This is a genomic window from Allobosea sp. OAE752, from assembly GCF_050433265.1.
Taxonomy (GTDB): Bacteria; Pseudomonadota; Alphaproteobacteria; order Rhizobiales; family Beijerinckiaceae; genus Allobosea; species Allobosea spartocytisi.
In genome coordinates this window covers 142,676-163,512 of sequence record NZ_JBNPXO010000002.1, presented here as the reverse complement: position 1 = coordinate 163,512, position 20,837 = coordinate 142,676, and the positions used below count along the sequence as shown (strand labels likewise).

Sequence of the window (20,837 nt, the reverse complement as noted above, 5' to 3'; positions counted from 1 at the left end):
TGATGCTGCGCACGCGTGTCCTGAGTCAGACCGAGCGACAGCCGGCGAGGCCCGTCCTCACCGCTTCGCTCGACCTTGCCGCGCGCCTGCCCCGCCTCATCCTCGAAGCTCGCCGCGTCTCGGCCAGCGTCCATGGCATTCACGGTCGCCGCCGCGCCGGGCCGGGCGAAACCTTCTGGCAATACCGGCCGCTGGTCGCCGGCGAATCCGCCTCGCGCATCGACTGGCGCCGCTCGGCGCGTGACGGCCACCTCTTCGTGCGCGAGCGGGAATGGGAAGCCTCCCACACCGTCTGGCTCTGGATCGACCGCTCGGCTTCGATGGGCTTCGCCTCCTCGCTCGCCCTCACCTCCAAGATCGACCGCGCCCTCGTCTCCGGCTTCGCCCTGGCCGAGACGCTGGTCGAAGGCGGCGAGCGCGTCGGCCATCTCGGGCTGACCCGGCCGCTCGCCTCGCGCAACATCATCGAATTGCTCGCCCAGGCCATCGTCGCCGACCGCAAGAACGCGGAGGACGATCTGCCGCCAGCCATGCCGCTGCCGAGGCTCGCCGATGCGATCATCATCACCGATGGGCTCTCGCCCTCCGCCTCGCTGGCGCAGCGCATCGGCACCCTGTCGTCGAGCGGCGCGCGCGGCCATGTCCTGCTGATCGCCGATCCGATCGAGGAAACCTTCCCCTTCACCGGCCAGGCCGAGCTTTTCGACCTCGAGGACGGCCTGACCCTGCGCGTCGGCGATGCCGGTTCCTGGGGCGAGGAATATCGCCAGCGGCTCGCCGCCCATCGCGAGGCGATCAGGGAGGCCTGCCGCAAGGCCGGCTGGACCTTGACGCTCCACCGCACCGACCGGCCGGCGAGCGAGGGCGTGCTGCGCGTCGCGAGCCTCATTGCCGCCGCGCGCGGCGCTTCCGGCTTCTAGGGAGGGACGCGAGATGTTCGGCGCCCTGCCCCTGACCTTCTCCGCACCGCTGGCGCTGGCGGCGCTCGCCTTGCTGCCGGCACTCTGGCTGCTGCTGCGGGTGACGCCGCCGCGCCCGCGCCGCATCGACTTCCCGCCGCTCAAGATCATGGCCGACCTCGTCTCGAAGCGGGAGACGCCGGCGCATACGCCCTGGTGGCTGCTCGCCTTGCGGATGGCTGTGGCCGCGCTCGCCATCCTCGCCGTTGCCGGCCCGGTCTGGAATCCGCCCCGCGATGCCGGGCCGGCGCGCGGTCCGGTGCTGCTCCTCGTCGATAACGGCTTCGCTGCCGCGCCCGACTGGGCGGAGCGCATCGCCGTCGCCGAATCCCGCATCGCCGCCGCGACCCGCGAAGGCCGCACCGTCGCCGTGGTGGGCCTGGCCGAGAACCCGGCGGAAATCTCGCTGCTCGATCCACGCACCGCTCTCGAGCGCCTGCGGGCCATGACGCTCGAACCGCATGCGCCGGACCGCGCCGCCCACCTGCCCCGCATCGAGAATGTCCTGCGCAATGCGCCGGAGGCCGAGATCGTCTGGGTGTCGGACGGGCTCGCGATCGGCGACCCCGGCCCCTTCCTGTCCCGGCTGAAGCAGGTTGCCGGCAACCGTCGCCTCGCCATCCATGCCGGCCCGGCGATCCAGCTCGCTCTGGCGGCTCCCGAGAACCAGGCCGGCGCGCTCACCGTGAAGGTGCTGCGCCCGAACACCGCCGCTCCCGCCACCGGCACGGTCCGCGCGCTCGACCTGAAAGGCTTGTCGCTCGGTGACGCCCCCTTCGTCTTCGAGGGCTCGGCGCTGGAAACCACCGCGCGCCTGACCCTGCCGATCGAGGTGCGTAACGCCGTCTCGCGCCTGGAGATCGCCGGCATCCGCAGCGCCGGAGCCGTCGCCCTGCTCGACGAGAGCTCGAAACGCCGCCGCGTCGGCATCGTCTCGGGCACCACGGCCGACACCGCCCAGCCGCTGCTCTCCCCGACCTATTACGTCTCGCGCGCGCTCCAGCCCTTCGCCGAGATCCGCGAGCCGCGCCAGGGCTCGAACGACCCGATCGGCGAATTGCTGGCGCAGAACCTCTCCGTGCTGGTGCTCGCCGATATCGGCGCGCTCGACCGCGAGACGACCGCGAAGATCGGCGATTTCGTGCAGCGCGGCGGGGTGCTGCTGCGCTTCGCCGGCCCGCGCCTGGCGGCCAGCTCCGACGAGTTGACCCCGGTCAAGCTGCGCCGCGGCGGGCGCACCCTCGGCGGCGGCCTCTCCTGGGACACGCCGCGCAAGCTCGCCGCCTTCACCCGCGAGAGCCCCTTCTTCGGCCTGACCATCGGCGACGAGCTCCGCGTCAATCGGCAGATCCTGGCCGAGCCCGAGCCGAACCTCTCCCGCAAGACCTGGGCGGCGCTAGAGGATGGCACGCCGGTCGTTACCGGCGAGCACCGCGGCGACGGGCTCATCGCGATGTTCCACGTCACCGCCGACACCACCTGGTCGAACCTGCCGCTCTCCGGCCTCTTCGTCGAGATGCTGCGCAAGGTCGTCAATCTCGCCGGCGCCGGAACGACCGCCGACACGCAGGGCGAGGAAGTCCGGGCCGAGACGCTGTCGCCGACCCGCGTGCTCGACGGTCTCGGCCAGTTCCGCAGCCCGCCGGCGACGAGCCAGCCCGTCGCCCGCAACTTCGCCGGGCGCGCGACGCTGCTGCATCCGCCCGGTCTCTACGGCCCAACGGAAGGCTCCTTTGCCGTGAATGCGCTTGCCCCGAACGACAGGATCGCCGCGCTCGACCTTGCCAGCCTCGGCGCTCCCATCCTGCCGATCGACGAGCCGATCGCGCGCGACATCCGCCCGCCCGTGCTCGTCCTCGCCTTGCTGCTGCTGGTCGCCGACACGCTCGCGACGCTCTGGCTCGGCGGACGTCTCGGCTTCGGTCGTGCCCGCCGCACCGCCGCGCCGGCCGCAATCCTGCTCACGCTCGCCCTGGCCGGCGCCTTCCTTCCCAATCGCGCTGAAGCTCAGCCCGCCCCGGCGCAAACGCCATCCGCCGCACAGCAAGCCGCCCTTCCGCCAATCCCGCGCGAGCTCCTCGCCAACGGCGCGATGACGCGGCTCGCCTATGTCGTCACCGGCGACAGGGCGGTGGACGACATCTCGAAAGCCGGGCTGACGGGTCTGAACACCGTGCTCGGCGCCCGCACCGCGCTCGAACCGGGCGACCCCGTGGGTGTCAATGTCGAGCGTGACGAGCTCGCCTTCTTCCCCGTGCTCTACTGGCCGATCGTCGCCGGCCGCCCGATCCCCTCGGCCGAGACGCTGCGCAAGCTCGAAGCCTATATGAAGGGCGGCGGCCTCGTGATCTTCGACACGCGCGACGCCATGAGCGCCCGGCCCGGCGGTGGCACCACGCCCGAGGGCGACCAGCTCAAGCGCATGCTGCAGACGCTCGATATTCCCGAGCTCGAGCCCCTGCCCGCCGACCACGTCCTGACCAAGACCTTCTACATCCTGAACGGTCTCGTCGGCCGCTACGACACCGGCACCACCTGGGTCGAGACCCTGCCGCCCGCCGATGACGAAGGCCGCCGCCCGGCGCGCGCCGGAGACAACGTCTCGCCCATCGTCATCACCTCGAACGATCTCGCCGCCGCCTGGGCAATCGACCGGCGCGGTGAGGGGCTGGTCCCGCTCTCGGGCTCCGATCCGCGCCAGCGCGAGCTCGCCCTGCGCGCCGGCATCAATCTCGTGATGTATGCGCTGACCGGCAACTACAAGGCCGACCAGGTCCATGTCCCGGCTCTGCTCGAGAGGCTGGGGCAATAGCCATGTGGAGCTTCTCCTTCGCGCCGCTCATCCCGCTGCCGCTTTTGATCGGCCTCGCCGTGCTGGCGGCCGTCGCCGCGGGCGCGGCCATTGTGCTGGCCGGCCGCAGCGCCATCCTGCGCGCGCTCGCGCTGGCGGTGCTGGCCATCGCGCTCGCCGACCCCTCCCTGGTCTTCGAGGACCGCGAGCCGGTGAAGGACGTCGTGTCGGTCGTGGTCGACCGCTCGGCCTCGAACCGCCTCGCCGACCGCACGGCCCAGACCGACGCCGCCCTGGCCGATGTCGAACGGCAATTGCGCGGCATCCCCAATGTCGAGACCCGCATCGTCGACGTCCGCGACGCGCAGGGCACGAGCGACGGCACCCGCCTGTTCGAGGCGCTGACCAACAGCCTCGCCGACGTGCCTTCCGAACGCGTCGCCGGCGCCATCGCGATCACCGACGGCCTCGCCCATGACGCGCCGCCCAATGCCGAGGTGCTCGGCCTGCGCGCGCCGCTGCATGTCCTGACCAGCGGCCGCAACGCCGAGATCGATCGCCGCATCGTGCTGGTCGATTCGCCGCGCTTCGGCATCGTCGGCAAGGACCAGATCATCCGCCTGCGCGTCGTCGACAAGGGCGGCCCCGGCCGCGCCGGGCTGACCATCCGTCGCGACGGCGAGATCGTCGCCCGCCGCGAGGTCGCGACCGGGCAGGTCGTGCAGGTGCCGGTGCGCATCGATCGCGGCGGGCCGAACGTCGTCGAGATCGAGGCCTCCCCGCTCGACAACGAACTGACGCTCGCCAACAACCGCGCGGTCATCACCATCGAGGGAGTGAGGGACAAACTGCGCGTGCTGCTGGTCTCGGGCGAGCCGCATCCGGGCGAGCGCACATGGCGCAACCTGCTCAAGGCCGACGCCAATGTCGACCTCGTCCATTTCACCATCCTGCGTCCGCCGGAGAAGCAGGACGGTACGCCGATCAACGAATTGTCGCTGATCGCCTTCCCGACGCGCGAGCTGTTCCAGGTCAAGATCAAGGAATTCGACCTGATCATCTTCGACCGCTACGCCAACCAGTCGATCCTGCCGCTGGTCTATTTCGACAACATCGTCCGCTATGTCCGCGAAGGCGGGGCGCTGCTCGTCGCCGCCGGCCCCGAATATGCCGGCGGGCAGACGCTGGCGCGCACGCCGCTCGGCCAGATCCTGCCGGCCGTCCCGGATGGCAGCGTCATCGACGAGGCCTATCGCGCCCGCGTCAGCGACCTCGGCAAGCGCCACCCCGTCACCCGCGACCTGCCGGGCTCGGAGGTCGATCCGCCGCGTTGGGGCGAGTGGCTGCGCATGGTCGGCGCGCAGGCGCGAGCCGGTGCCGCCCCGGTCATGACCGGCCCCGGCGACCGCCCGCTCCTGATGCTCTCACGCGAGCAGAAGGGCCGCGTCGCGCTCTTCCTCTCCGACCATGAATGGCTCTGGGCCCGCGGCTTCCGCAATGGCGGCCCCTATCTCGACCTGCTCAGGCGCCTCAGCCACTGGCTGATGAAGGAGCCGGAGCTGGAGGAGGAGGCGCTGCGCGCCACCGCCCGCAACGGCATCGTCGAGGTCGAGCGCCAGACGCTGGGTGACAATCCCTCCCCCGTCACCATCACCGGCCCCGACGGTGGGTCGCGGCAGGTCGCGCTCGAAGCCGGACAACCCGGTCTCTTCACCGCCCGGATCCCGACGGACCAGCAGGGTCTTTATCGCCTCACCGCCGACAACCTCACCGCCTTCGCCAGCGTCGGCCCGGAGAATCCGCGCGAGCTGATGGATGTGGTCAGCGATCCCAACGCGCTGCAGGCCCTGGCCCAGTCGACCGGCGGCTCATCGCGCCGTATCGGCCATGAGGGCGATTCCGGCGTCAACGTTCCGCGCATCGTCCCGGTACGCTCCGGCAGCCAGTTCGCCGGCGCCGACTGGATCGGCCTCAGGATCAGCGATTCCGGCATCGTCCGCGGCGTCCAGATCTCGCCGCTCTTCGTCGGTCTGATCGGGCTCGCGATCCTGTTCGGCGCGCTCGTCGCCGGCTGGCTCGGCGAGAGCGGAAGGCGCTTCAGGCGCGAGGCGTAGCCCGCAGCGGGCTCACCGCCCCGCGCCGCTGCACCAGCACGCCCTCGACGAGCTCCAGCGCCAGGAAGCGCGAGGGATCGGCAGGGCCGGGCAGGATGAGCTGCCCCGGCGGAATGACCTTGAAGCCGAAGCGGGCGTAATAGGGCGCATCGCCGATCAGCATGACGAGGTCGTGCCCGGCCGCGCGCGCCGCCTCGATCGAGCGGTTCATCAGCGCCGCGCCGATCCCCCTGCCCTCGAAGGCCGGATCGACCGTCAGCGGCCCGAGCATCAGCGCCGCGTGCCCGCCGGCAGCGACCGGCGTCACCTTGACCGAGCCCACGAGGAAGGTGCCGACATGCGCCGCGAAGGACAAAGCCGGATCGGGCGGCACGCCTTCGCGCAGGCGGAAGGCGGTGCGCGCGAAGCGGCCGGGGCCGAAAGCGCGCTCATGCAGCCGCTCGATGGCGGCCTGGTCCACGGGAAGCTCGTGGCGAATGGTCAAAGGCAGGGATGTCATGACGACCGGAGAAAACAGCAGCGGCGGGATAATGACGAAGGCCGGGCGCGCGGGCGCTCAGGCCGGGAGGCGCATTCAGCGCATCGGTCGTCGCAGGTCGCTCTGGCTGTGAAGGTCGTTCATCGAGGGCGCCTCTAGCAGAGCTTCGCATGGGCGTCCATCGCTTCCTGCGCAGCCATGGCCGGCTTGCCGCCTCGCAGCGATTGGTTTCAACTCCTCCTCGACCTGCAAGAGCAACGACAAGCGGGCGGGCCAGAGCATGCCGATGCGCAGGCGCCTCCCCGAAAACGGAGGAAACCTCATGATGAACAAGCTAATGCGGGCGGGCATCGCGGCCCTGGCGGTCGCCTGCGCGCTGCCTGCGGGAGCCCAGCAGCAAGGCGGGCCGAACAAGGCTCCGCCGCGCGACGAATTCTTCTGGCTCGGCGAGATCAACAAGGCGAGCACCGTCATCAACAGCCAGGCGGGCCTGCTCGACAAGGCGCTCGCCCCCAAGATCGCACAGGGCATCGCGCGGGTGATCGAGGCCGGCAACCAGCCCGGCGCCAGGCGCCCCTCGACCGTCATCACCTTCGAGCCGCTGATGATCAAGGAGGCCGGTGTCGAGGTCACGCTGATCCATGCCGGCCGCTCAAGCCAGGACATGCACGCGACCTATCGCGCGGCGATCATGCGCGACCGGCTGCTGGCATTGGCCGACCAGCTCGGCAAGACCATGCGGACGATGGTCGAGCTGGCCGCGGCGCATCAAGGCACCATCGTCCCCAACTACACCAACGGCGTCGCCGCCCAGCCCAACAGCTATGGCCACTACCTGCTCGGCCTCGTCGCCGGCTTCGACAGGGACGCCCAGCGCATCCGCGAGTTCTATGCCCGGCTCGACCATTCGCCGATGGGCACGACCGTGCTCAACGGCACGAGCTGGCCGCTCGACCGCCAGCGCATGGCCGATTATCTCGGCTTCGGCGCCCTCGTCGACAATGCCTATGATGCCTCGCAGATCGCGGCCGCCGATCTGCCCGTCGAAGCGGGCTCCATCGTCACCGGCATCGCGCTCCATGCCGGCGGCTACATTCAGGACGTGATGACGCAATATGCGCAGCCACGCCCCTGGATTCTCCTGCGCGAAGAAGGCGGCACCACCGGCGGCGGCACCACCTATGTGTCGAGCGCCATGCCGCAGAAGCGCAATCCCGGCCTGCTCAACGGCACGCGCGAGCAGGCCTCGACAGCGCTCACATTGGCGATGGGCCCGGTCTTCAAGGCCCACAACATCCCGCCCGGCATGCCCGACGCCAAGGACGCCAAGGCCAACAGCGCGATGATCGACAGCGCCACCAGGACCCTTCAGGATCTCGACCGCATCCTGAAGGCGCTGGCGATCGATCCCGAACGGGCTCTGGACGAGCTCAACAGCGACTGGACCGCCTCCCAGGAACTCGCCGACGTGCTGATGCGGAGGTACAAGCTGCCCTTCCGCGCCGGGCACCATTTCGCCTCCGAGGTCGTCGACTACGCCAAGCTCAACGCCATCAAGCCGACCGATTTCCCCTATGCGCAGGCCCAGGCGATCTACCGCAAGGCCGCCGCCGAAATGCAGCTTTCGCCGGCCGAGCTGCCGATGAGCGAGGCCGAGTTTCGCACGACGCTCGATCCCGTCGCCATCGTGAAGAACCGAGCCACTTCCGGCGGCCCGCAGCCGGCTGAAATGGAGCGCATGCTGCGCGAGGCCCGGCAGCGCCTCGACCAGCAGGATGGCTGGGTCAAGGAGAAGCGCGCGCGGATCGCCGATGCTCTCGCCAGGCTCGACGCGGATTTCACCGCGCTCGCCAAAAGCGCCAACTGACACGAGCGCGAACTGACGACCTTCGGGTGCCTTCCGGCCCGCCTTACCAATCGGCGGCCGGCGGCAGATCCTTGGCGATCTCCTCCAGCCGACGGCGCGTCCCGGCCGTCACGCCCTCCGGCAGATCGTCGAGCGGAAAGAAGCCGGCCTCGGCGATCTCGCGATCGGGTCGCTTGACGCTATCCACCCGGAAGGCCCGCACGACGTAGAGCGCGACATGGTCGCGCCGCGAGACGCGGCGGTTGAAATAGATGCCGTGCAGGCGGGGCGTGCCCGTCGGCGTGATGCAGGCCTCCTCCTGCAGCTCGCGCGCCAATGCGTCCAGAACCGTCTCCCCCACCTCGACCCCGCCGCCGGGAAGATGCCAGCCGGGAACATAGGTGTGGCGGATGAGGAAGACCTCGCCGGCTTCGCTGATCACGGCCACCCGCACCCCGAAGGTAACGCTGCGGACCAGCCGGAAATAAAGATGTAGCAGGCGCCCCAGCATCCGGCGCGCCCATGAAAGGCCGGGCTCTTCACGCATGGCCCTTTCGGGCGGTGATGGCTCCATCGGCTCGTTTTCCCATCCCAGATGAATTGTCTATGCAAAAACTGCATAACGGACGCGTTAGATTAACTCTGGCCCTGTCACAAACGCGCCCCAAATGAGGGTGCATAGAAACGCCTGTCCGCTGGAACCCGAACCATGTTGCTCTCTTTCATCATCTCCCGCTTCAAGGCCAAGCCGGCCTATGTCTGGAAGCCCGCCGTCACGATGACCGATTCCCGCATCGTGTCCGAGCTCACCGGCGCTGCCAACTAAGATCACCTGTCCGCCCCGCCGACCGCGCTGAATTGCGCGCTTGACGGGGGGCCTGCCGTGAGGGCAAGCGCTGGAGCGTGTTCAAGCTCGCGCACCTGTCCGACCCGCATCTCGGCCCGCTGGCCGGGTTTTCTTTGCATCAGCTTCTCGGCAAGCGCGCGACCGGCTACGTCAACTGGCGTCGCAAGCGCCGGCATGCGCATGACATGGACATCCTGGCGCGGATCGTCGCCGATATCCATGCGCAAGCTCCCGATCACGTCGCCTGCACCGGCGATGTCGCGCATATCGGCTTGCCGAACGAGTTCAAGACAGCCGTCTCCTTCCTCGACACGCTGGGCCCCCGCGAGGCGGTCAGCTTCGTGCCGGGCAATCACGATGCCTATGCGCCCTCCTCGCTGAAGGCGCTCGCCAGCCTGCTGGCGCCCTGGTCGGCGAGCGATGACGACGTCGCCGCCTATCCCTGGTATCGCCGCCGCGGGCCGGTGGCCCTGATCGGCGTCAGCAGCGCCGTGCCGACCCTGCCGCTGATGGCGACGGGCCGCATCGGCGGCGAGCAGATCGCCAGGACGGGCGCGCTGCTCGACCGCGCCCGCGACGAGAAGCTGATCCGCGTCATCCTCATCCACCACCCGCCCTATGTCGGCGGCGCCAAGCGCGGCCGCGAACTGGTCGATGCTGCCGCCTTCGAGGCCATGCTGAAGCAGAAGGGCGCAGACCTCGTCCTGCACGGCCACAACCACATGTTCTCGCTGGCCTGGCGCCCGGGCCCGGAGCACGACATGCCGATCGTCGGTGTGCCCTCCGCCTCGCTCGGCCCGCTCGGCCATGGCGAGCTCGGCACCTGGCATCTCCTCCATATCGACGGTGACGCCGGGAAGCCGCAGATCACGCTGGAGCAGCGCGGCTTCGAGCCTGACGGAACGGTCATGCTCCGCCAGACGATCGCGCTGCACGCAAAGCCCGTGTAACGCCGGCACAACGTTACTTTTGCTCCCTCCGCATTTACCCGTCTTTCACGCGCAGGTCGTAGGCTCTCTTCAGGGAAGGAGCGTGCGATGTTTGCCGGAACGCTCGGCCGCAGCCAGTTCTTCGTCAGGTCAAGCCTGCTCGGCCTGGCCGAGACCGCGGTCCTGCTGACCTGCGTCGCAGTCCAGCACGAGGCCTTCTTCGGTCCGCCCGGACAGGGGCGCTACCGGCTGGCCGCGACGGCTTTCCTGATCGGCGCCTTTTTCGGATACAAGCGCATCAGCTACGCCATCCGCCGCAACCGCGACGCCGGCGGTGGCGAATTGCTGGCCGGCATCTACCTGATCGTCACCTGCACGGCGCTCGCCCTGCAAATCCAGGCCTTGATCCTGCGGACGAACGAAAGCCCGCTGGACGGCACGGAACATGCCGGCCTGGTCTATCTCCTGCTGGGCGGCTTCTGGTTCTATCTCCTGTACGCGCCATCCGCCCCCGCCGAGGCGCGCAGCGGCACCGGTTCGTCACCCGGCCGCTTCATCTCGGCCGATGGCGACCCGGCGCGCGTCGATACGCAGCTCGCGCTGGCCATGGAACAGGCGATCGCCGGCGAGAGGCCGATCCCGATCGTGCCCGCCCCCGCCCGCCCACCGGGCTTCCTCGGCTCGGCCCGTCAGGCGCCGGTGCCGCACCGGCGAACCGAATTCGGCCGGCGCGGTCTGAAATAGGACATCGGCCCGAAAAGTGGACTGCGGTTTTCGGGAAAAGCCGATGCTGTAGCCGGCCCGCTCAGACGCAGCGCCCGCCATCGACGGCCAGCACGCTGCCGGTCACCATGTCGGCCTCGTCCGAGCACAGGAACAACGCGGCATTGGCGATGTCCTGCGGCGTCGAGAAGCGGCCCCACGGAATCGAGGCCGTGAACTGCGCGCGCCGCTCCGGCGTGTCCTCCCCCATGAAGGTGGCCAGCAGCGGCGTCTCGCCCGCGACCGGCGCGATGGCGTTGACGCGGATCTTGTCCGGCGCGAGCTCGACCGCCATCGATTGCGAGATCAGGTTCGCGGCGCCCTTCGAGCCATTGTACCAGGTCAGGCCCGGACGCGGCCGCACGCCCGCCGTCGAGCCGATATTGAGGATGACGCCGCCGCCATGCTCGCGGAAATGCGGCACGGTCGCCCGCGCCATCAGGTAGATCGACTTCACATTGACCGCGAAGATCCGGTCGAACTCCTCCTCGGTCACTTCGGTCATCGGCTTGTTGCGATGGGTCGTGCCGGCATTGTTGACGACGATGTCGAGCCGCCCGACCTTGGCGAGGATCTTCTCCACCGCCTTGTCGACGCTCTTGGCCTTGCCGACATCGCAGGTGACGGCGAAAGCCTTGCGGCCGATCGCCTTCGCGGCCTCCTTCGCCTTGTCGCCGTTGATATCGAGCACCGCGACGCGCGCGCCCTCGCGCACGAAGGTCTCGGCGATGCCGAAGCCGAAACCCTGTGCCGCGCCAGTCACCAGCGCCGTCTTGCCCTTCAGTCTCATGGTCGTTCCTCGTGATCTCGATTTGCCGCGATGTTTGAAACGATTGAGCGCGGTCGTAAATGCGCTTTTGGGCGGGGCCGGATACGGAAATCGAATGGCTACTCGTCATTCTCGGGCGAAGCGAAGCGCAGACCCGAGAACCTCATGACGAGAGAGCGCTGGTTTACGAGATGCTCGGGTCAAGCCCGAGCATGATGGCGAGGAGTTACGCCCCGATCTCCTCGCGCAGCATCTCGAGCTCCAGCCAGCGCTCCTCCGCGTCGCCGATCTCGCGCGCGACCTCTTCCAGCCGCGCCGTCGCCTTGGCGAAGAGCTTCGGGTCGCGGGTGTAGAGATCGCCCGCCACGGCGGCGTTGAGCTTGGCGGCTTCCGTCTGCAACGCCTCGATCTTCTTCGGCAGCGTTTCGAGCGCATGCTTCTCGTTGAAGGAGAGCTTGCGTTTGGCGCTTGAAGCGGGGGGGGCCCCCGAGGGAGCGGATTTCGGCGCGGCGGCGGGCGCCTTCTCGACAACCCTCGCCTTCGCGCCGACGCCGCGCCCACGCTGCGTCAGCATGTCGGAATAGCCGCCGGCATATTCGGTCCAGACCCCGTCGCCATCCGAGATCAGCACGGCCGAGACGACCCGGTCGAGGAAGTCGCGATCATGGCTGACCAGCAGCACCGTGCCCTGGTAGTCGGCGAGCAGCTCCTGCAACAGGTCGAGCGTCTCGAGGTCGAGATCGTTGGTCGGCTCGTCCAGCACCAGCAGGTTCGAGGGCTTCGCGAGCGCGCGCGCCAGCATCAGGCGCCCGCGCTCCCCGCCCGAGAGCGCGCCGACCGCCGTGCCGCGCTGCAAAGGCTGGAACAGGAAGTCCTTCATATAGGAGATGACATGGCGCGGCTGGCCGCCGACCATGACCTGGTCCGAGCCGCCGCCGGTCAGCGCATCGCCCAGCGGCGTCGCCGGATCGAGGCTTTCGCGGCGCTGGTCGAGCGTCATCATCTCCAGCGAGGTGCCGAGCTTCACCGTGCCGGAATCGGGCTGAAGCCCGCCGGTCAGCAAATTGATCAGCGTGGTCTTGCCGGCCCCGTTCGGTCCGACGATGCCGATCCGGTCGCCGCGCGCCACCCTAAGCGACAGGTTCTTGACGACGACGTTGTCGCCATAGGCCTTGGCGACATCCACCGCCTCGATCACGAGCTTGCCGGAGGTCTGCGCCTCGCTCGCCTCCAGCCGGACGTTGCCGGTGGCGGCGCGTGCGGTGCGGCGCTGGTCGCGCAGCGCGAACAGCTCGCCGAGCCGGCGCTGGTTGCGGGTGCGCCGGGCGCTGACGCCATAGCGCAGCCAGTCCTCCTCACGCGCGATCTTGCGGTCGAGCTTGTGGCGGTCGAGCTCCTCCTGAGCCAGCACCTCGTCGCGCCAGGCCTCGAAATCTCCGAAGCCCTTCTCCATCCGCCGCGTCACGCCGCGATCGAGCCAGACGGTGGCGCGTGACAGCGAGGTCAGGAAGCGCCGGTCGTGGCTGATCAGCACCATGGCCGAGCGCAACGACTTCAATTCCTGCTCCAGCCATTCGATGACGGGCAGGTCGAGATGGTTGGTCGGTTCGTCGAGAAGCAAGATGTCCGGCTCCGGCGCCAGCACCCGCGCCAGCGCTGCGCGCCGGGACTCGCCGCCGGACATGGTGGCGGGGTCCTCCTCCCCGGTCAGGCCGAGTTCCGTGACGAGATATTGCGCACGATAGGCGTCGTCACCCGGCCCGAGGCCAGCTTCGACATAGGCGAGCGAGGTCTTGTAGCCGGTGAAATCCGGCTCCTGCGGCAAATAGCGGATGGTCGCGCCGGGCTGGACGAAGCGCTCGGCATGGTCGGGCTCGACGAGTCCCGCCGCGATTTTGAGCAGGGTCGACTTGCCCGAGCCATTGCGCCCGACGAGGCTGACCCGCTCGCCGGCCGAGACGGATATCTCGGCCGCTTCGAGCAGCGGCTGTCCGCCGAAGGTGAGCGCGACGTCGCGCAGATGCAGCAAAGGGGCCATGGTTCGTCCTGTGAACTGGCCTGCGGGATAGAGCATCGGACCGAAAAGTGGAAACCACTTTTCGGATCGATCCGATACTGCATGAAGACAAGAGTGCAGGCGCTGCTGTCACGCCCACCGGGCATGGCATGCTGCTTGCCAGCCGAAATCGCGCCCTTATCGTGGCCCTCGCCTCGAGTCGAAAGCCAGCCCATGACGTCAGCCCGCCCGCGCCCCATCGGAATCGGCCATAATGGCGGGCCGCCGCTGCAAGAGCGCAAGCGGCGCGCGGAAACCGGCAAGGGCACGATCGGCCGCTATTTCGACTGGCGCTTCGCCCATCGCAAGGCCTGGAAGAAGCCGCGCGAGGTCGCGCTCAGCCGGCAGGAGAAGGCCGAGGCGCTCGGCCTGACCTATGAGGAATATTCGCTCGAGATCATGGAGCGCGGCTATTACCCGCAGCCGGAGCATGTCGAGACGATCAAGTCCAGGCGCGCCCAGCGGCGCAAGGACGGTGGCGTCGTCGGCCAGTCGCTCAAGGGCATGAAGCTGAGCTGAGAGGTCGGGTTCAGCCCCCGAGCCAGCGCCGCGCCAGCCGCGTCGCCGGCCGCTCGAACCAGCGATGGAGCAGCAGCGCCGCGACGACCGCGCCGATGAGCGCGAGCACGATGTAAAGCGCCGGCCAGGCCAGCCCCACCCGCAGCACGGCCTCGCGCGTGCCCCGGATCACGAAGGGGTGGACGAGGTAGAGCGCATAGGAGGCGTCGCCGACCGCCGCCAGCGCCTTGACCGGCAGCAGCGGTACGATGCCCTCCCGGCCGCAGGAAGCCGCCAGCACCAGCAGCAGGGCCGCCGATCCACGCCAGAGCACGCTGCTCCAGCCGCCATCGGTTCCCGGAACATGCGCGGCGGCTACGAGCACCGCGACGCCGGCCGCCGCGACCGCGATCCGCACCGCGCCATGCAGGCGCAAGCCTCGCCCGCGCAACACCGCGATACCCATGCCGGCGGCGAATTCGAGGACGATCGGCTGCCCCCAGAACGCGAAGGGCAACGGCGTCGGCCCGCCCAGGCTCTCCGCTGCGACCAGCAGCGCCAGCGCCAGCGCGACCGCCGGCAAGGTCCAGCGCGCCGGCAGCAGGAGCCCGACGGCGAACAGGGCGTAGAACAGCATCTCGTAATTCAGCGTCCAGCCCAGCGAATAGACCGGCTGCACCACCCCTTGCGTCGAGACCATGGGCCAGAACAGATAGGAGCCGAGGATTTGGCCGAAGCTCGGCGCGCCCGAATTGAGAAGCGCCGGAACGGCGAGGCCGACCAGCAGGAACAGCGTCGTCATCGCCCAGTAGAGCGGCACGATGCGGGCGAGGCGCCGCCTCAGGAAAGCGAGCGAAGCGCCCTGCCGCCCGAACAGGTCCTGCGAGGCATGGACCATGATGAAACCGGAGACGACGAAGAAGATATCGACTCCGGCCATCCAGGGCAGGATGTCGTTGCGGGCGAAGGCGAGCCCCGCGCGCTCCGCCACGATGGCGGCATCGGGCTGGACATGGTGCACGGCGACCATGAACGCCGCGAGCGCGCGCAGGACCTGGATGGAATGGATGGGCTGCACGCGATCTCGATGTTTTCGGAAGGACAGGTCTATGGAAGGCGCTCAGCCAAACCACAACCGCTTGGGATCGTCGAGGCCGAAACGCGGCAGATTAGCCGCGATCGCCGCAAGCCCCTGTTCGGCGGCATCCTGCGCCGTGATGACATGCAGGGCGAAGCGGGCCGCGAGAGCCTCCATCGGCGGCTTGCCCGCGAAGACGGCCTTGACGGTCGCGCGGTCCGCCAGCGGCAGGAGCTTCGGCGCGATGCCGCCCGCGATGAAGACCCCGCCCGTCGCCTTGAACGAGAGGGCGAGATCGCCCGCGACGCGCGCGAGCAGGCGCCAGAAGCAGACGACCGTCATCAGCGCCGCCGGATTTCCGTCCAACGCGAGCCGGCTGATATCGGCAGCGCTGGTATCGGCCTCCGCCATGCCCGAGGTTGCGACCACGGCGCGGTGGAGGCGGACGAGCCCGTCGCCGCTGAGCAGATGCTCGACCGTGAGGCGCGGCAGCCCGGCGGCCAGCACCGGCCACATCCGCTGTTCCGTCGGGTCTTCCGGGCCAATGCCGATATGCCCTGCCTCGGTCGGGATCAGGAAGCCGCGCTCGCCGCGCGTCAGCAACGCCGAGGCGCCGAACCCCGTACCCGGACCGAGCACGAGCTTCACCCCTTCCGGCTCCGGATCACCCTCGACCAGCGTCTCGACATCGCCCGGATTCAAGACCGCGAGGGAGGCCGCGAGGGCTTCGAAATCATTGACCAGGAGCCCTTGATTCAAGCTGAGAGCCTGGGCGATCCGCGGCCCGTCGAACTGCCAGCTCGCATTGGTCAACTGGGCGCTGCGGCCATCGAGCGGCCCGGCCACGGCGAGGATCGCCGAGCGCGGCCGTTCCGGCAGTTCGGCGATGACGCTCTCGAAGGCCGCTTCCGGCGTCGGGTAGCTGCCCGTGCCGATCCGCGCCAGGGCACGCTGCGGGCTGTCGGGATCCCCCGCCAGCGAGAGCCGGCAGTTCGTGCCGCCGATATCGGCGAGCAGGACGGGATAGGCGATCGATGGCGGGCGCATCAGAGCGGCTTTCGCCAGGGCGCGAACCAGCCGAGCCCTTCCAGCGTGCCATGCTCCGGCTTGTACTCGCAGCCGACGAAGCCGCCATAGCCGAGCGCGTCGAGCTCGGCGAAGAGCCGGGGATAGTCGGGGCCGGAGGCATCGGGCTCGTGCCGGCCATTGGCCCGCGCGATCTGGACATGGCCGACGAGCGGATAGAGCGCCTTGAGCTTGCCCGACACGTCACCATGGATCAGCGCGCAGTGATACATGTCGAACTGCAACTTCACGTTCGGCCGCCCGGCCTCGCGCACATAAGCGGCGGCCCGGTCGAAATCGTTGAGGAAATAGCCCGGCATGTCCTTGCCGTTGATCGGCTCGAGCAGAAGGTCGATGCCGTGCTCGCCGAGCCTGTCGGCGGCATAGGCGATCGAGGCACGATAGGTTTTCTGTGCGGTCGGGTCGTCGGGGTCGGCAAGCCCCGCCATCATGTGCAGGCGTGGGACGCCGGTCTCATGGACATAGGCCAGCGCCGTATCGACGGAAGCCTTGAACTCCGCCTCGCGCCCGGCCAGCGCCGCGATGCCCCGCTCTCCGGCCGCCCAGTCGCCCGGCGGCAGGTTGAACAGTGCCTGCTCCAGCTCGCCGCCGGCCAGCGCCAGCCCGACCTGCTCGGGCGCATGCTCATAGGGGAACAGGAATTCGACGGCCTCGAACCCTGCTTCCGACGCAGCCTTGAAACGATCGAGGAAGCCCCACTCCGTGAACATCATCGAGAGATTGGCGGCAAAGCGCGGCATGAACGGCCTCTGGCAGACTTAGAGCAGTTTCGAGCGAAGCGGATACCGGTTCGCCTGAAGACAATGCGACACGATAAGGATCGAGAACCTTTCCACGCTTCGGAGAAACGCGGGAACGCTCAAGGTCTGAACGACCGGCGCAAGCTAGCGCGCCGAGCCGGCCGCGTCATGACCCAACGCGACACTGCGGCGATGCGTTCCGACGGATAGCCTATGCGGTGATGGAATCAGCTCTGCAAGATGGCGTAGACGTCGCCCGAGCCGGCTGTCCGAGGCAGCCCGCGCAGATAATCCCCCATCGCCTCAGCCGTGACGGCCTCCCCCAGCGCGAGCTTCTGGGTTTCCCCGAGCGCGACGTTGAAGCGATAGCGCCCGAGCGTTTCGAGCAGCGCCAGGCAGCCCTCGGCGACATCGTGCTGGATCGTCTTGAACTCGAAGCAGATTACCTGCACCGGCTTGGTCAGCCCGGCCAGCACATGCGCCTCGAAGCCCTCGACATCGATCTTGAGCAGGTGCGGCAGGCCGTAGCGCGCGATCAGCTTGTCGAGCGTCGTGCAAGGCACCGTGATCTCGTGATCCCAGCCCTGCCCCGCCCTGCCCTCTGCATCGATCGCCGCGCCGATGAAGGCGGCCGAGGCGCTCGAGACCGCCGGATTGGCGCTGTCGATCCTGAGTGCGATCGAGCCCTCATGGTCGCCGCAGGCCGCCTCGATCAGCGTCACGCGCGGGTCGCGCCGATGGATCAGCCGGATGATCCGCGCCGGCCCCGGCTGCGGCTCCAGCGCCACCACGCGGGCGCCGAGGCGCCGGAAGGACGAGATGCGGTCGCCGACATGGGCGCCGATGTCGAAGACGAGGTCGCCGGGCGTCAGGAAGGCGCCGTGGAGCCGGTCCATCGCCGCCTGACGCTCCTTGTCGCCATAATGCATTCTCAGGCTGCGCGAGAGCGCCTTCACCGTACCTTTGGGATAGGCGACGGCGTTCATCCGCGCTCTCCCGCCCCGATGGCCGCCAGCACCGGCGGCGGCGCGAAATCCTCCGGAATGGCGCAGAGCCCATGTCGCGCCAGCCAGGCCCCGGCGGCCGGCAGCGCCGTCAGCATCGCGAAGGGGATCGCCAACACATAGCCGGCCGTCAGCGGCAGCGACCAGAGGAGGACCGTCGGCGACAGCCAGGCCAGCGTCGCGAAGAGATAGGCTCCGAACAGGAGATGCGGCCACAGGCCGGCGCAGGCCGTGCCGAAGGACAGCGCATGGGCATCGCGCGCCTGCCCGTTCCAGCCGATATGCGCCCGGCCGAAGGCAAGCCCGATCATGAACAGCGTCGTGCGCAGGCTGGAGACGGCGCTCTGCAGGAAGCCGAACACGGTCTCGATGACGGCCGATGCAAGGAAGCGGGTGCCGCCGCCATGGCGCGCGGCACCGCCTTTTTCCAGCAGCGTATCGGCAAAGCCGGCGAGCTTCGGCATGAAATGCATCGTCAGGAACAGCCCATAGAGCCCTGCCGCCAGAACGACCGGATAATCGGCGATGGCGCGATCCTCGAAGACCTTGAACGGCAGCAGCGCGATCATCAAGGTCCAGGCCGGCAGGCCGAGGAACATCAGGATCGCCCAGACGAGCTGGAAGCGGCTCATCGGCTTCAAGGCCGGCAGGTCGAGCAGCTTGAGATATTGCAGGTTCCCGAGGCACCAGCGCAGGTCACGCTTGGCGTAGTCGAGCATGGTCGGCGGGTTCTCCTCCCAGCTCCCACCCTCCACCGGCAAGACCCGCACCTCGTAGCCGGCCCGGCGCATCAGCACCGCCTCGACCTGATCATGGCTCATCACCGCCCCGCCAAGCGGCGGACCGCCCGGAAGCATCGGCAGATGGCAATGATCGCGGAAGGGCGCGATCCGCACCATGGCGTTGTGGCCCCAGAACGGACCGCAATCGCCCCCCCACCACGCAGCGCCCATGGTGTAGGGCCGCATGCCGTGGCGCATGCCGAACTGGAAGATCCGGGCGAAGGCGGAGCGGCTGGGCATTCCGACCACCAGTGATTGCAGGATTCCGAGCTTCGGATACGCTTGCATCATTCGGGCCAACCCGAGGACGGCGTCGCCCGACATGACGCTGTCGGCATCGAGCGGCAGCATCAGCTCGTAGCGATCGCCCCAGCGCTCGCAGAAATCCCGGATGTTGCCGGCCTTGAAAGCAGCGTTGCTCACCCGCCGGCGATAGGTCAATCGCGCCGGCTCGCCGATCTCCTGCACCCATGCGCCGGCAAGCGCCTCCTCGGCAGCCGCCACGGCAGGGTCGCTGGTATCCGACAGCACGAAATAGTCGAACCAGACGCCCTCGCCCGTGGCGTCGAGACTGTCCTTGACTGCCCTGAGCCGCCGGAAGGCCCGCGCGGGATCCTCGTTGCGCAGCGTCATCAGCACCGCCGTGCGCAGCATCAGCGGCGCCGGTTTTCCGCCATCGGCGGCGAAGGGCGCCACCGCCTTCAGGCCATCGCGCCGGCCGTGCAGCAGCCACAGGCCGATCGCCGCGTTCCAGAAGCCGAGCACCGTCCAGGGCGCGGCGAACAGGAAAGCCGTGAAGATCACGACATCCGCCGCGCTCCAGCCGCCGGTGCCAAGCACCTGGGCCAACCCGGCGAGCAGCGCCGCCAGCGTGCCGAGATTGAGCGCGAACACAGCGAACCGCCGTTTCCGAAGGCTCGCGACGGATTGAAGGCCCGCCGGCGTCAGGCCGACCGGCTCGACATCTTGCGCGACCCGCGGGAACGTGGTCGGAGCGAGGTGCTGGTTCGTGACGGTATCTGTCATGGATCGGCAGCAGGCGGGCTCGGACGGACGGGATCGGATCGGGATGGCGCGGGAGCTAAAGACCGCAACCACGGCTGACGCAAGGGCAAAAGCCTTGGCACTTTGGTATGCCTCGCGCCGTGAATGCAGCCTGAATGAGGTGCCCCTGCCGTTGGCGGGGCCCGAGGACTGCCTCGTCACGACGCTGTGGAGCGGCATCAGCCGGGGCACCGAGAAGCTGATCTTCGAGGGCCGCGTGCCGGTTTCCGAACATGACCGGATGCGCGCCCCGTTCCAGGAGGGCGCCTTCACCTTCCCGGTGAAATACGGCTACTGCGCCGTCGGCAGGGTCGATGCCGGCCCCCCCGACCTCATCGGCCGCACCGTCTTCTGCCTGCATCCGCATCAGGACCGCTTCGTGGCGCCGCGCGATCGTCTGATCCTCGTCCCCGACGACGTGCCCCCGCGCCGCGCCATCCTCGCCGCAAACATGGAAACCGCGCTCAATGCGCATTGGGATGCCGGTTCCGGCCCGGCTGACAGCATCGTGATCGTCGGCGGCGGCGTTCTCGGCCTGCTGGTCGGCTGGCTCGCCGCACGTCTTCCCGGCGCCGAGGTCACGCTCGTCGATGTCGAACCCTGCCGGCAGGCGACGGCCGAGCAGCTCGGCATCCGCTTCGCCCTGCCCGACGCTGCGCCGCGGGACGCCGATATCGTCTTCCATGCCAGCGCCAGCGCCGACGGGCTCGCCACCGCGATCGATTGCGCCGGGCTCGAAGCCCGCATCGTCGAGCTGAGTTGGTATGGCGCGGGAACCGTGCCGGCGCCGCTCGGCGGCGCCTTCCATGCGCGGCGCCTCCGGCTGATCGCCTCGCAGGTCGGGATGATCCCGGCCTCGCGCCGCTCGCGCTGGGACTGTGCGCGTCGCGCCCGGGTGGCGATGGCGCTCCTCGCCGACGACCGGCTGGATGCGTTGATCACGGAGGAAATCCCCTTCCGTGAAGCCCCCTCCCGGCTTCCCGCCGTACTGTCCTGCGGCTGGAACGGGCTGGCGGCGGCGCTCCGGTATTGACGGCGCGTCCGTCAGGCGACC

17 protein-coding genes are annotated in these 20,837 nt (G+C 69.0%); 8 read left to right on the top strand and 9 right to left on the bottom strand.

Annotated features, from left to right (window positions below):
* Positions 1-2 precede the first annotated feature (2 nt).
* Genes GGC47_RS05625 through GGC47_RS05615 form a run of 3 tightly spaced genes read left to right on the top strand, consistent with a single transcriptional unit; the run spans position 3 to position 5,864 of the window.
* Positions 3-920, top strand: coding sequence for a DUF58 domain-containing protein (locus GGC47_RS05625; RefSeq protein ID WP_112762778.1), 918 nt, complete (start codon positions 3-5; stop codon positions 918-920).
* A gap of 13 nt (positions 921-933) precedes the next feature.
* Positions 934-3,771 carry a DUF4159 domain-containing protein gene (locus tag GGC47_RS05620; protein WP_142021655.1) on the top strand — a complete coding sequence of 946 codons (2,838 nt, stop codon included), beginning with the start codon at positions 934-936 and terminating at the stop codon, positions 3,769-3,771.
* 2 nt (positions 3,772-3,773) lie between these two features.
* Complete coding sequence (locus GGC47_RS05615; protein ID WP_142021654.1) at positions 3,774-5,864, top strand: hypothetical protein; 2,091 nt, start codon at positions 3,774-3,776, stop codon at positions 5,862-5,864.
* Here the strand turns inward: GGC47_RS05615 and GGC47_RS05610 are convergent.
* Positions 5,848-6,363 carry a GNAT family N-acetyltransferase gene (locus GGC47_RS05610; protein ID WP_142021653.1) on the bottom strand — a complete coding sequence of 172 codons (516 nt, stop codon included), beginning with the start codon at positions 6,361-6,363 and terminating at the stop codon, positions 5,848-5,850. The genes GGC47_RS05615 and GGC47_RS05610 overlap by 17 nt on opposite strands.
* A 301-nt stretch (positions 6,364-6,664) precedes the next feature.
* On the opposite strand from GGC47_RS05610, the gene GGC47_RS05605 reads away from it, so the two are divergent.
* The gene (locus tag GGC47_RS05605; RefSeq protein ID WP_429067268.1) at positions 6,665-8,209 is read left to right on the top strand and encodes a lyase family protein; all 1,545 of its coding nucleotides are present in this window, start codon (positions 6,665-6,667) and stop codon (positions 8,207-8,209) included.
* A 43-nt stretch (positions 8,210-8,252) separates the two neighbouring features.
* On the opposite strand, the gene GGC47_RS05600 is transcribed toward GGC47_RS05605, so the two are convergent.
* Positions 8,253-8,735, bottom strand: a complete 483-nt coding sequence (locus GGC47_RS05600) for an NUDIX domain-containing protein (protein WP_429067266.1) — start codon at positions 8,733-8,735, stop codon at positions 8,253-8,255.
* Positions 8,736-9,091: 356 nt separating this feature from the next.
* On the opposite strand from GGC47_RS05600, the gene GGC47_RS05595 reads away from it, so the two are divergent.
* Both GGC47_RS05595 and GGC47_RS05590 read left to right on the top strand, forming a co-directional pair.
* A complete protein-coding gene (locus GGC47_RS05595) occupies positions 9,092-9,985 on the top strand; it encodes a metallophosphoesterase family protein (RefSeq protein ID WP_142021652.1) in 894 nt (297 codons plus the stop codon).
* A gap of 87 nt (positions 9,986-10,072) precedes the next feature.
* The gene (locus GGC47_RS05590) at positions 10,073-10,708 is read left to right on the top strand and encodes a hypothetical protein (RefSeq protein WP_142021651.1); all 636 of its coding nucleotides are present in this window, start codon (positions 10,073-10,075) and stop codon (positions 10,706-10,708) included.
* A 61-nt stretch (positions 10,709-10,769) separates the two neighbouring features.
* Here the strand turns inward: GGC47_RS05590 and GGC47_RS05585 are convergent, their stop codons facing one another.
* Complete coding sequence (locus GGC47_RS05585) at positions 10,770-11,516, bottom strand: SDR family oxidoreductase (protein WP_038359276.1); 747 nt, start codon at positions 11,514-11,516, stop codon at positions 10,770-10,772.
* A gap of 205 nt (positions 11,517-11,721) precedes the next feature.
* Complete coding sequence (locus GGC47_RS05580) at positions 11,722-13,533, bottom strand: ABC-F family ATP-binding cassette domain-containing protein (protein WP_429067262.1); 1,812 nt, start codon at positions 13,531-13,533, stop codon at positions 11,722-11,724.
* A 192-nt stretch (positions 13,534-13,725) separates the two neighbouring features.
* Here GGC47_RS05580 and GGC47_RS05575 point away from each other — a divergent pair, with 192 nt between their 5' ends.
* On the top strand, positions 13,726-14,070 hold the full coding sequence (locus tag GGC47_RS05575) for a hypothetical protein (protein ID WP_429067259.1): 345 nt from the start codon (positions 13,726-13,728) through the stop codon (positions 14,068-14,070).
* A 10-nt stretch (positions 14,071-14,080) separates the two neighbouring features.
* On the opposite strand, the gene GGC47_RS05570 is transcribed toward GGC47_RS05575, so the two are convergent.
* From GGC47_RS05570 to mdoH, 5 genes are all read right to left on the bottom strand, one after another.
* Positions 14,081-15,127 carry an acyltransferase family protein gene (locus GGC47_RS05570; protein WP_429067257.1) on the bottom strand — a complete coding sequence of 349 codons (1,047 nt, stop codon included), beginning with the start codon at positions 15,125-15,127 and terminating at the stop codon, positions 14,081-14,083.
* A 42-nt stretch (positions 15,128-15,169) separates the two neighbouring features.
* Positions 15,170-16,174 carry a glucokinase gene (locus GGC47_RS05565; RefSeq protein WP_038359281.1) on the bottom strand — a complete coding sequence of 335 codons (1,005 nt, stop codon included), beginning with the start codon at positions 16,172-16,174 and terminating at the stop codon, positions 15,170-15,172.
* Positions 16,174-16,953 (bottom strand): 2-oxo-tetronate isomerase, encoded by a 780-nt coding sequence (gene otnI / locus GGC47_RS05560; protein ID WP_038359283.1) that lies wholly within the window; start codon positions 16,951-16,953, stop codon positions 16,174-16,176. The genes GGC47_RS05565 and otnI overlap by 1 nt, the downstream gene beginning before the upstream one ends.
* Before the next feature lie 227 nt (positions 16,954-17,180).
* Positions 17,181-17,939: an FkbM family methyltransferase gene (locus tag GGC47_RS05555; protein WP_142021648.1), complete on the bottom strand. Its 759-nt coding sequence runs from the start codon at positions 17,937-17,939 to the stop codon at positions 17,181-17,183.
* Positions 17,936-19,765 carry a glucans biosynthesis glucosyltransferase MdoH gene (gene mdoH / locus GGC47_RS05550; RefSeq protein ID WP_142021647.1) on the bottom strand — a complete coding sequence of 610 codons (1,830 nt, stop codon included), beginning with the start codon at positions 19,763-19,765 and terminating at the stop codon, positions 17,936-17,938. The genes GGC47_RS05555 and mdoH overlap by 4 nt, the downstream gene beginning before the upstream one ends.
* Positions 19,766-19,859: 94 nt before the next feature.
* On the opposite strand from mdoH, the gene GGC47_RS05545 reads away from it, so the two are divergent.
* Positions 19,860-20,816 carry a zinc-dependent alcohol dehydrogenase gene (locus tag GGC47_RS05545; protein WP_429067252.1) on the top strand — a complete coding sequence of 319 codons (957 nt, stop codon included), beginning with the start codon at positions 19,860-19,862 and terminating at the stop codon, positions 20,814-20,816.
* The last annotated feature ends 21 nt before the right edge of the window (positions 20,817-20,837 follow it).

What these genes read in the sequence shown, in the direction of transcription:
- GGC47_RS05565 (WP_038359281.1), bottom strand. Translation starts at nt 16,174, where the DNA reads ATGCGCCCGCCATCGATCGCCTATCCCGTCCTGCTCGCCGATATCGGC.
- GGC47_RS05575 (WP_429067259.1), top strand. Translation starts at nt 13,726, where the DNA reads ATGACGTCAGCCCGCCCGCGCCCCATCGGAATCGGCCATAATGGCGGG.
- GGC47_RS05585 (WP_038359276.1), bottom strand. Translation starts at nt 11,516, where the DNA reads ATGAGACTGAAGGGCAAGACGGCGCTGGTGACTGGCGCGGCACAGGGT.
- GGC47_RS05580 (WP_429067262.1), bottom strand. Translation starts at nt 13,533, where the DNA reads ATGGCCCCTTTGCTGCATCTGCGCGACGTCGCGCTCACCTTCGGCGGA.
- GGC47_RS05625 (WP_112762778.1), top strand. Translation starts at nt 3, where the DNA reads ATGCTGCGCACGCGTGTCCTGAGTCAGACCGAGCGACAGCCGGCGAGG.
- otnI (WP_038359283.1), bottom strand. Translation starts at nt 16,953, where the DNA reads ATGCCGCGCTTTGCCGCCAATCTCTCGATGATGTTCACGGAGTGGGGC.
- GGC47_RS05605 (WP_429067268.1), top strand. Translation starts at nt 6,665, where the DNA reads ATGATGAACAAGCTAATGCGGGCGGGCATCGCGGCCCTGGCGGTCGCC.
- GGC47_RS05590 (WP_142021651.1), top strand. Translation starts at nt 10,073, where the DNA reads ATGTTTGCCGGAACGCTCGGCCGCAGCCAGTTCTTCGTCAGGTCAAGC.
- mdoH (WP_142021647.1), bottom strand. Translation starts at nt 19,765, where the DNA reads ATGACAGATACCGTCACGAACCAGCACCTCGCTCCGACCACGTTCCCG.
- GGC47_RS05610 (WP_142021653.1), bottom strand. Translation starts at nt 6,363, where the DNA reads ATGACATCCCTGCCTTTGACCATTCGCCACGAGCTTCCCGTGGACCAG.
- GGC47_RS05620 (WP_142021655.1), top strand. Translation starts at nt 934, where the DNA reads ATGTTCGGCGCCCTGCCCCTGACCTTCTCCGCACCGCTGGCGCTGGCG.
- GGC47_RS05555 (WP_142021648.1), bottom strand. Translation starts at nt 17,939, where the DNA reads ATGAACGCCGTCGCCTATCCCAAAGGTACGGTGAAGGCGCTCTCGCGC.
- GGC47_RS05615 (WP_142021654.1), top strand. Translation starts at nt 3,774, where the DNA reads ATGTGGAGCTTCTCCTTCGCGCCGCTCATCCCGCTGCCGCTTTTGATC.
- GGC47_RS05600 (WP_429067266.1), bottom strand. Translation starts at nt 8,735, where the DNA reads ATGCGTGAAGAGCCCGGCCTTTCATGGGCGCGCCGGATGCTGGGGCGC.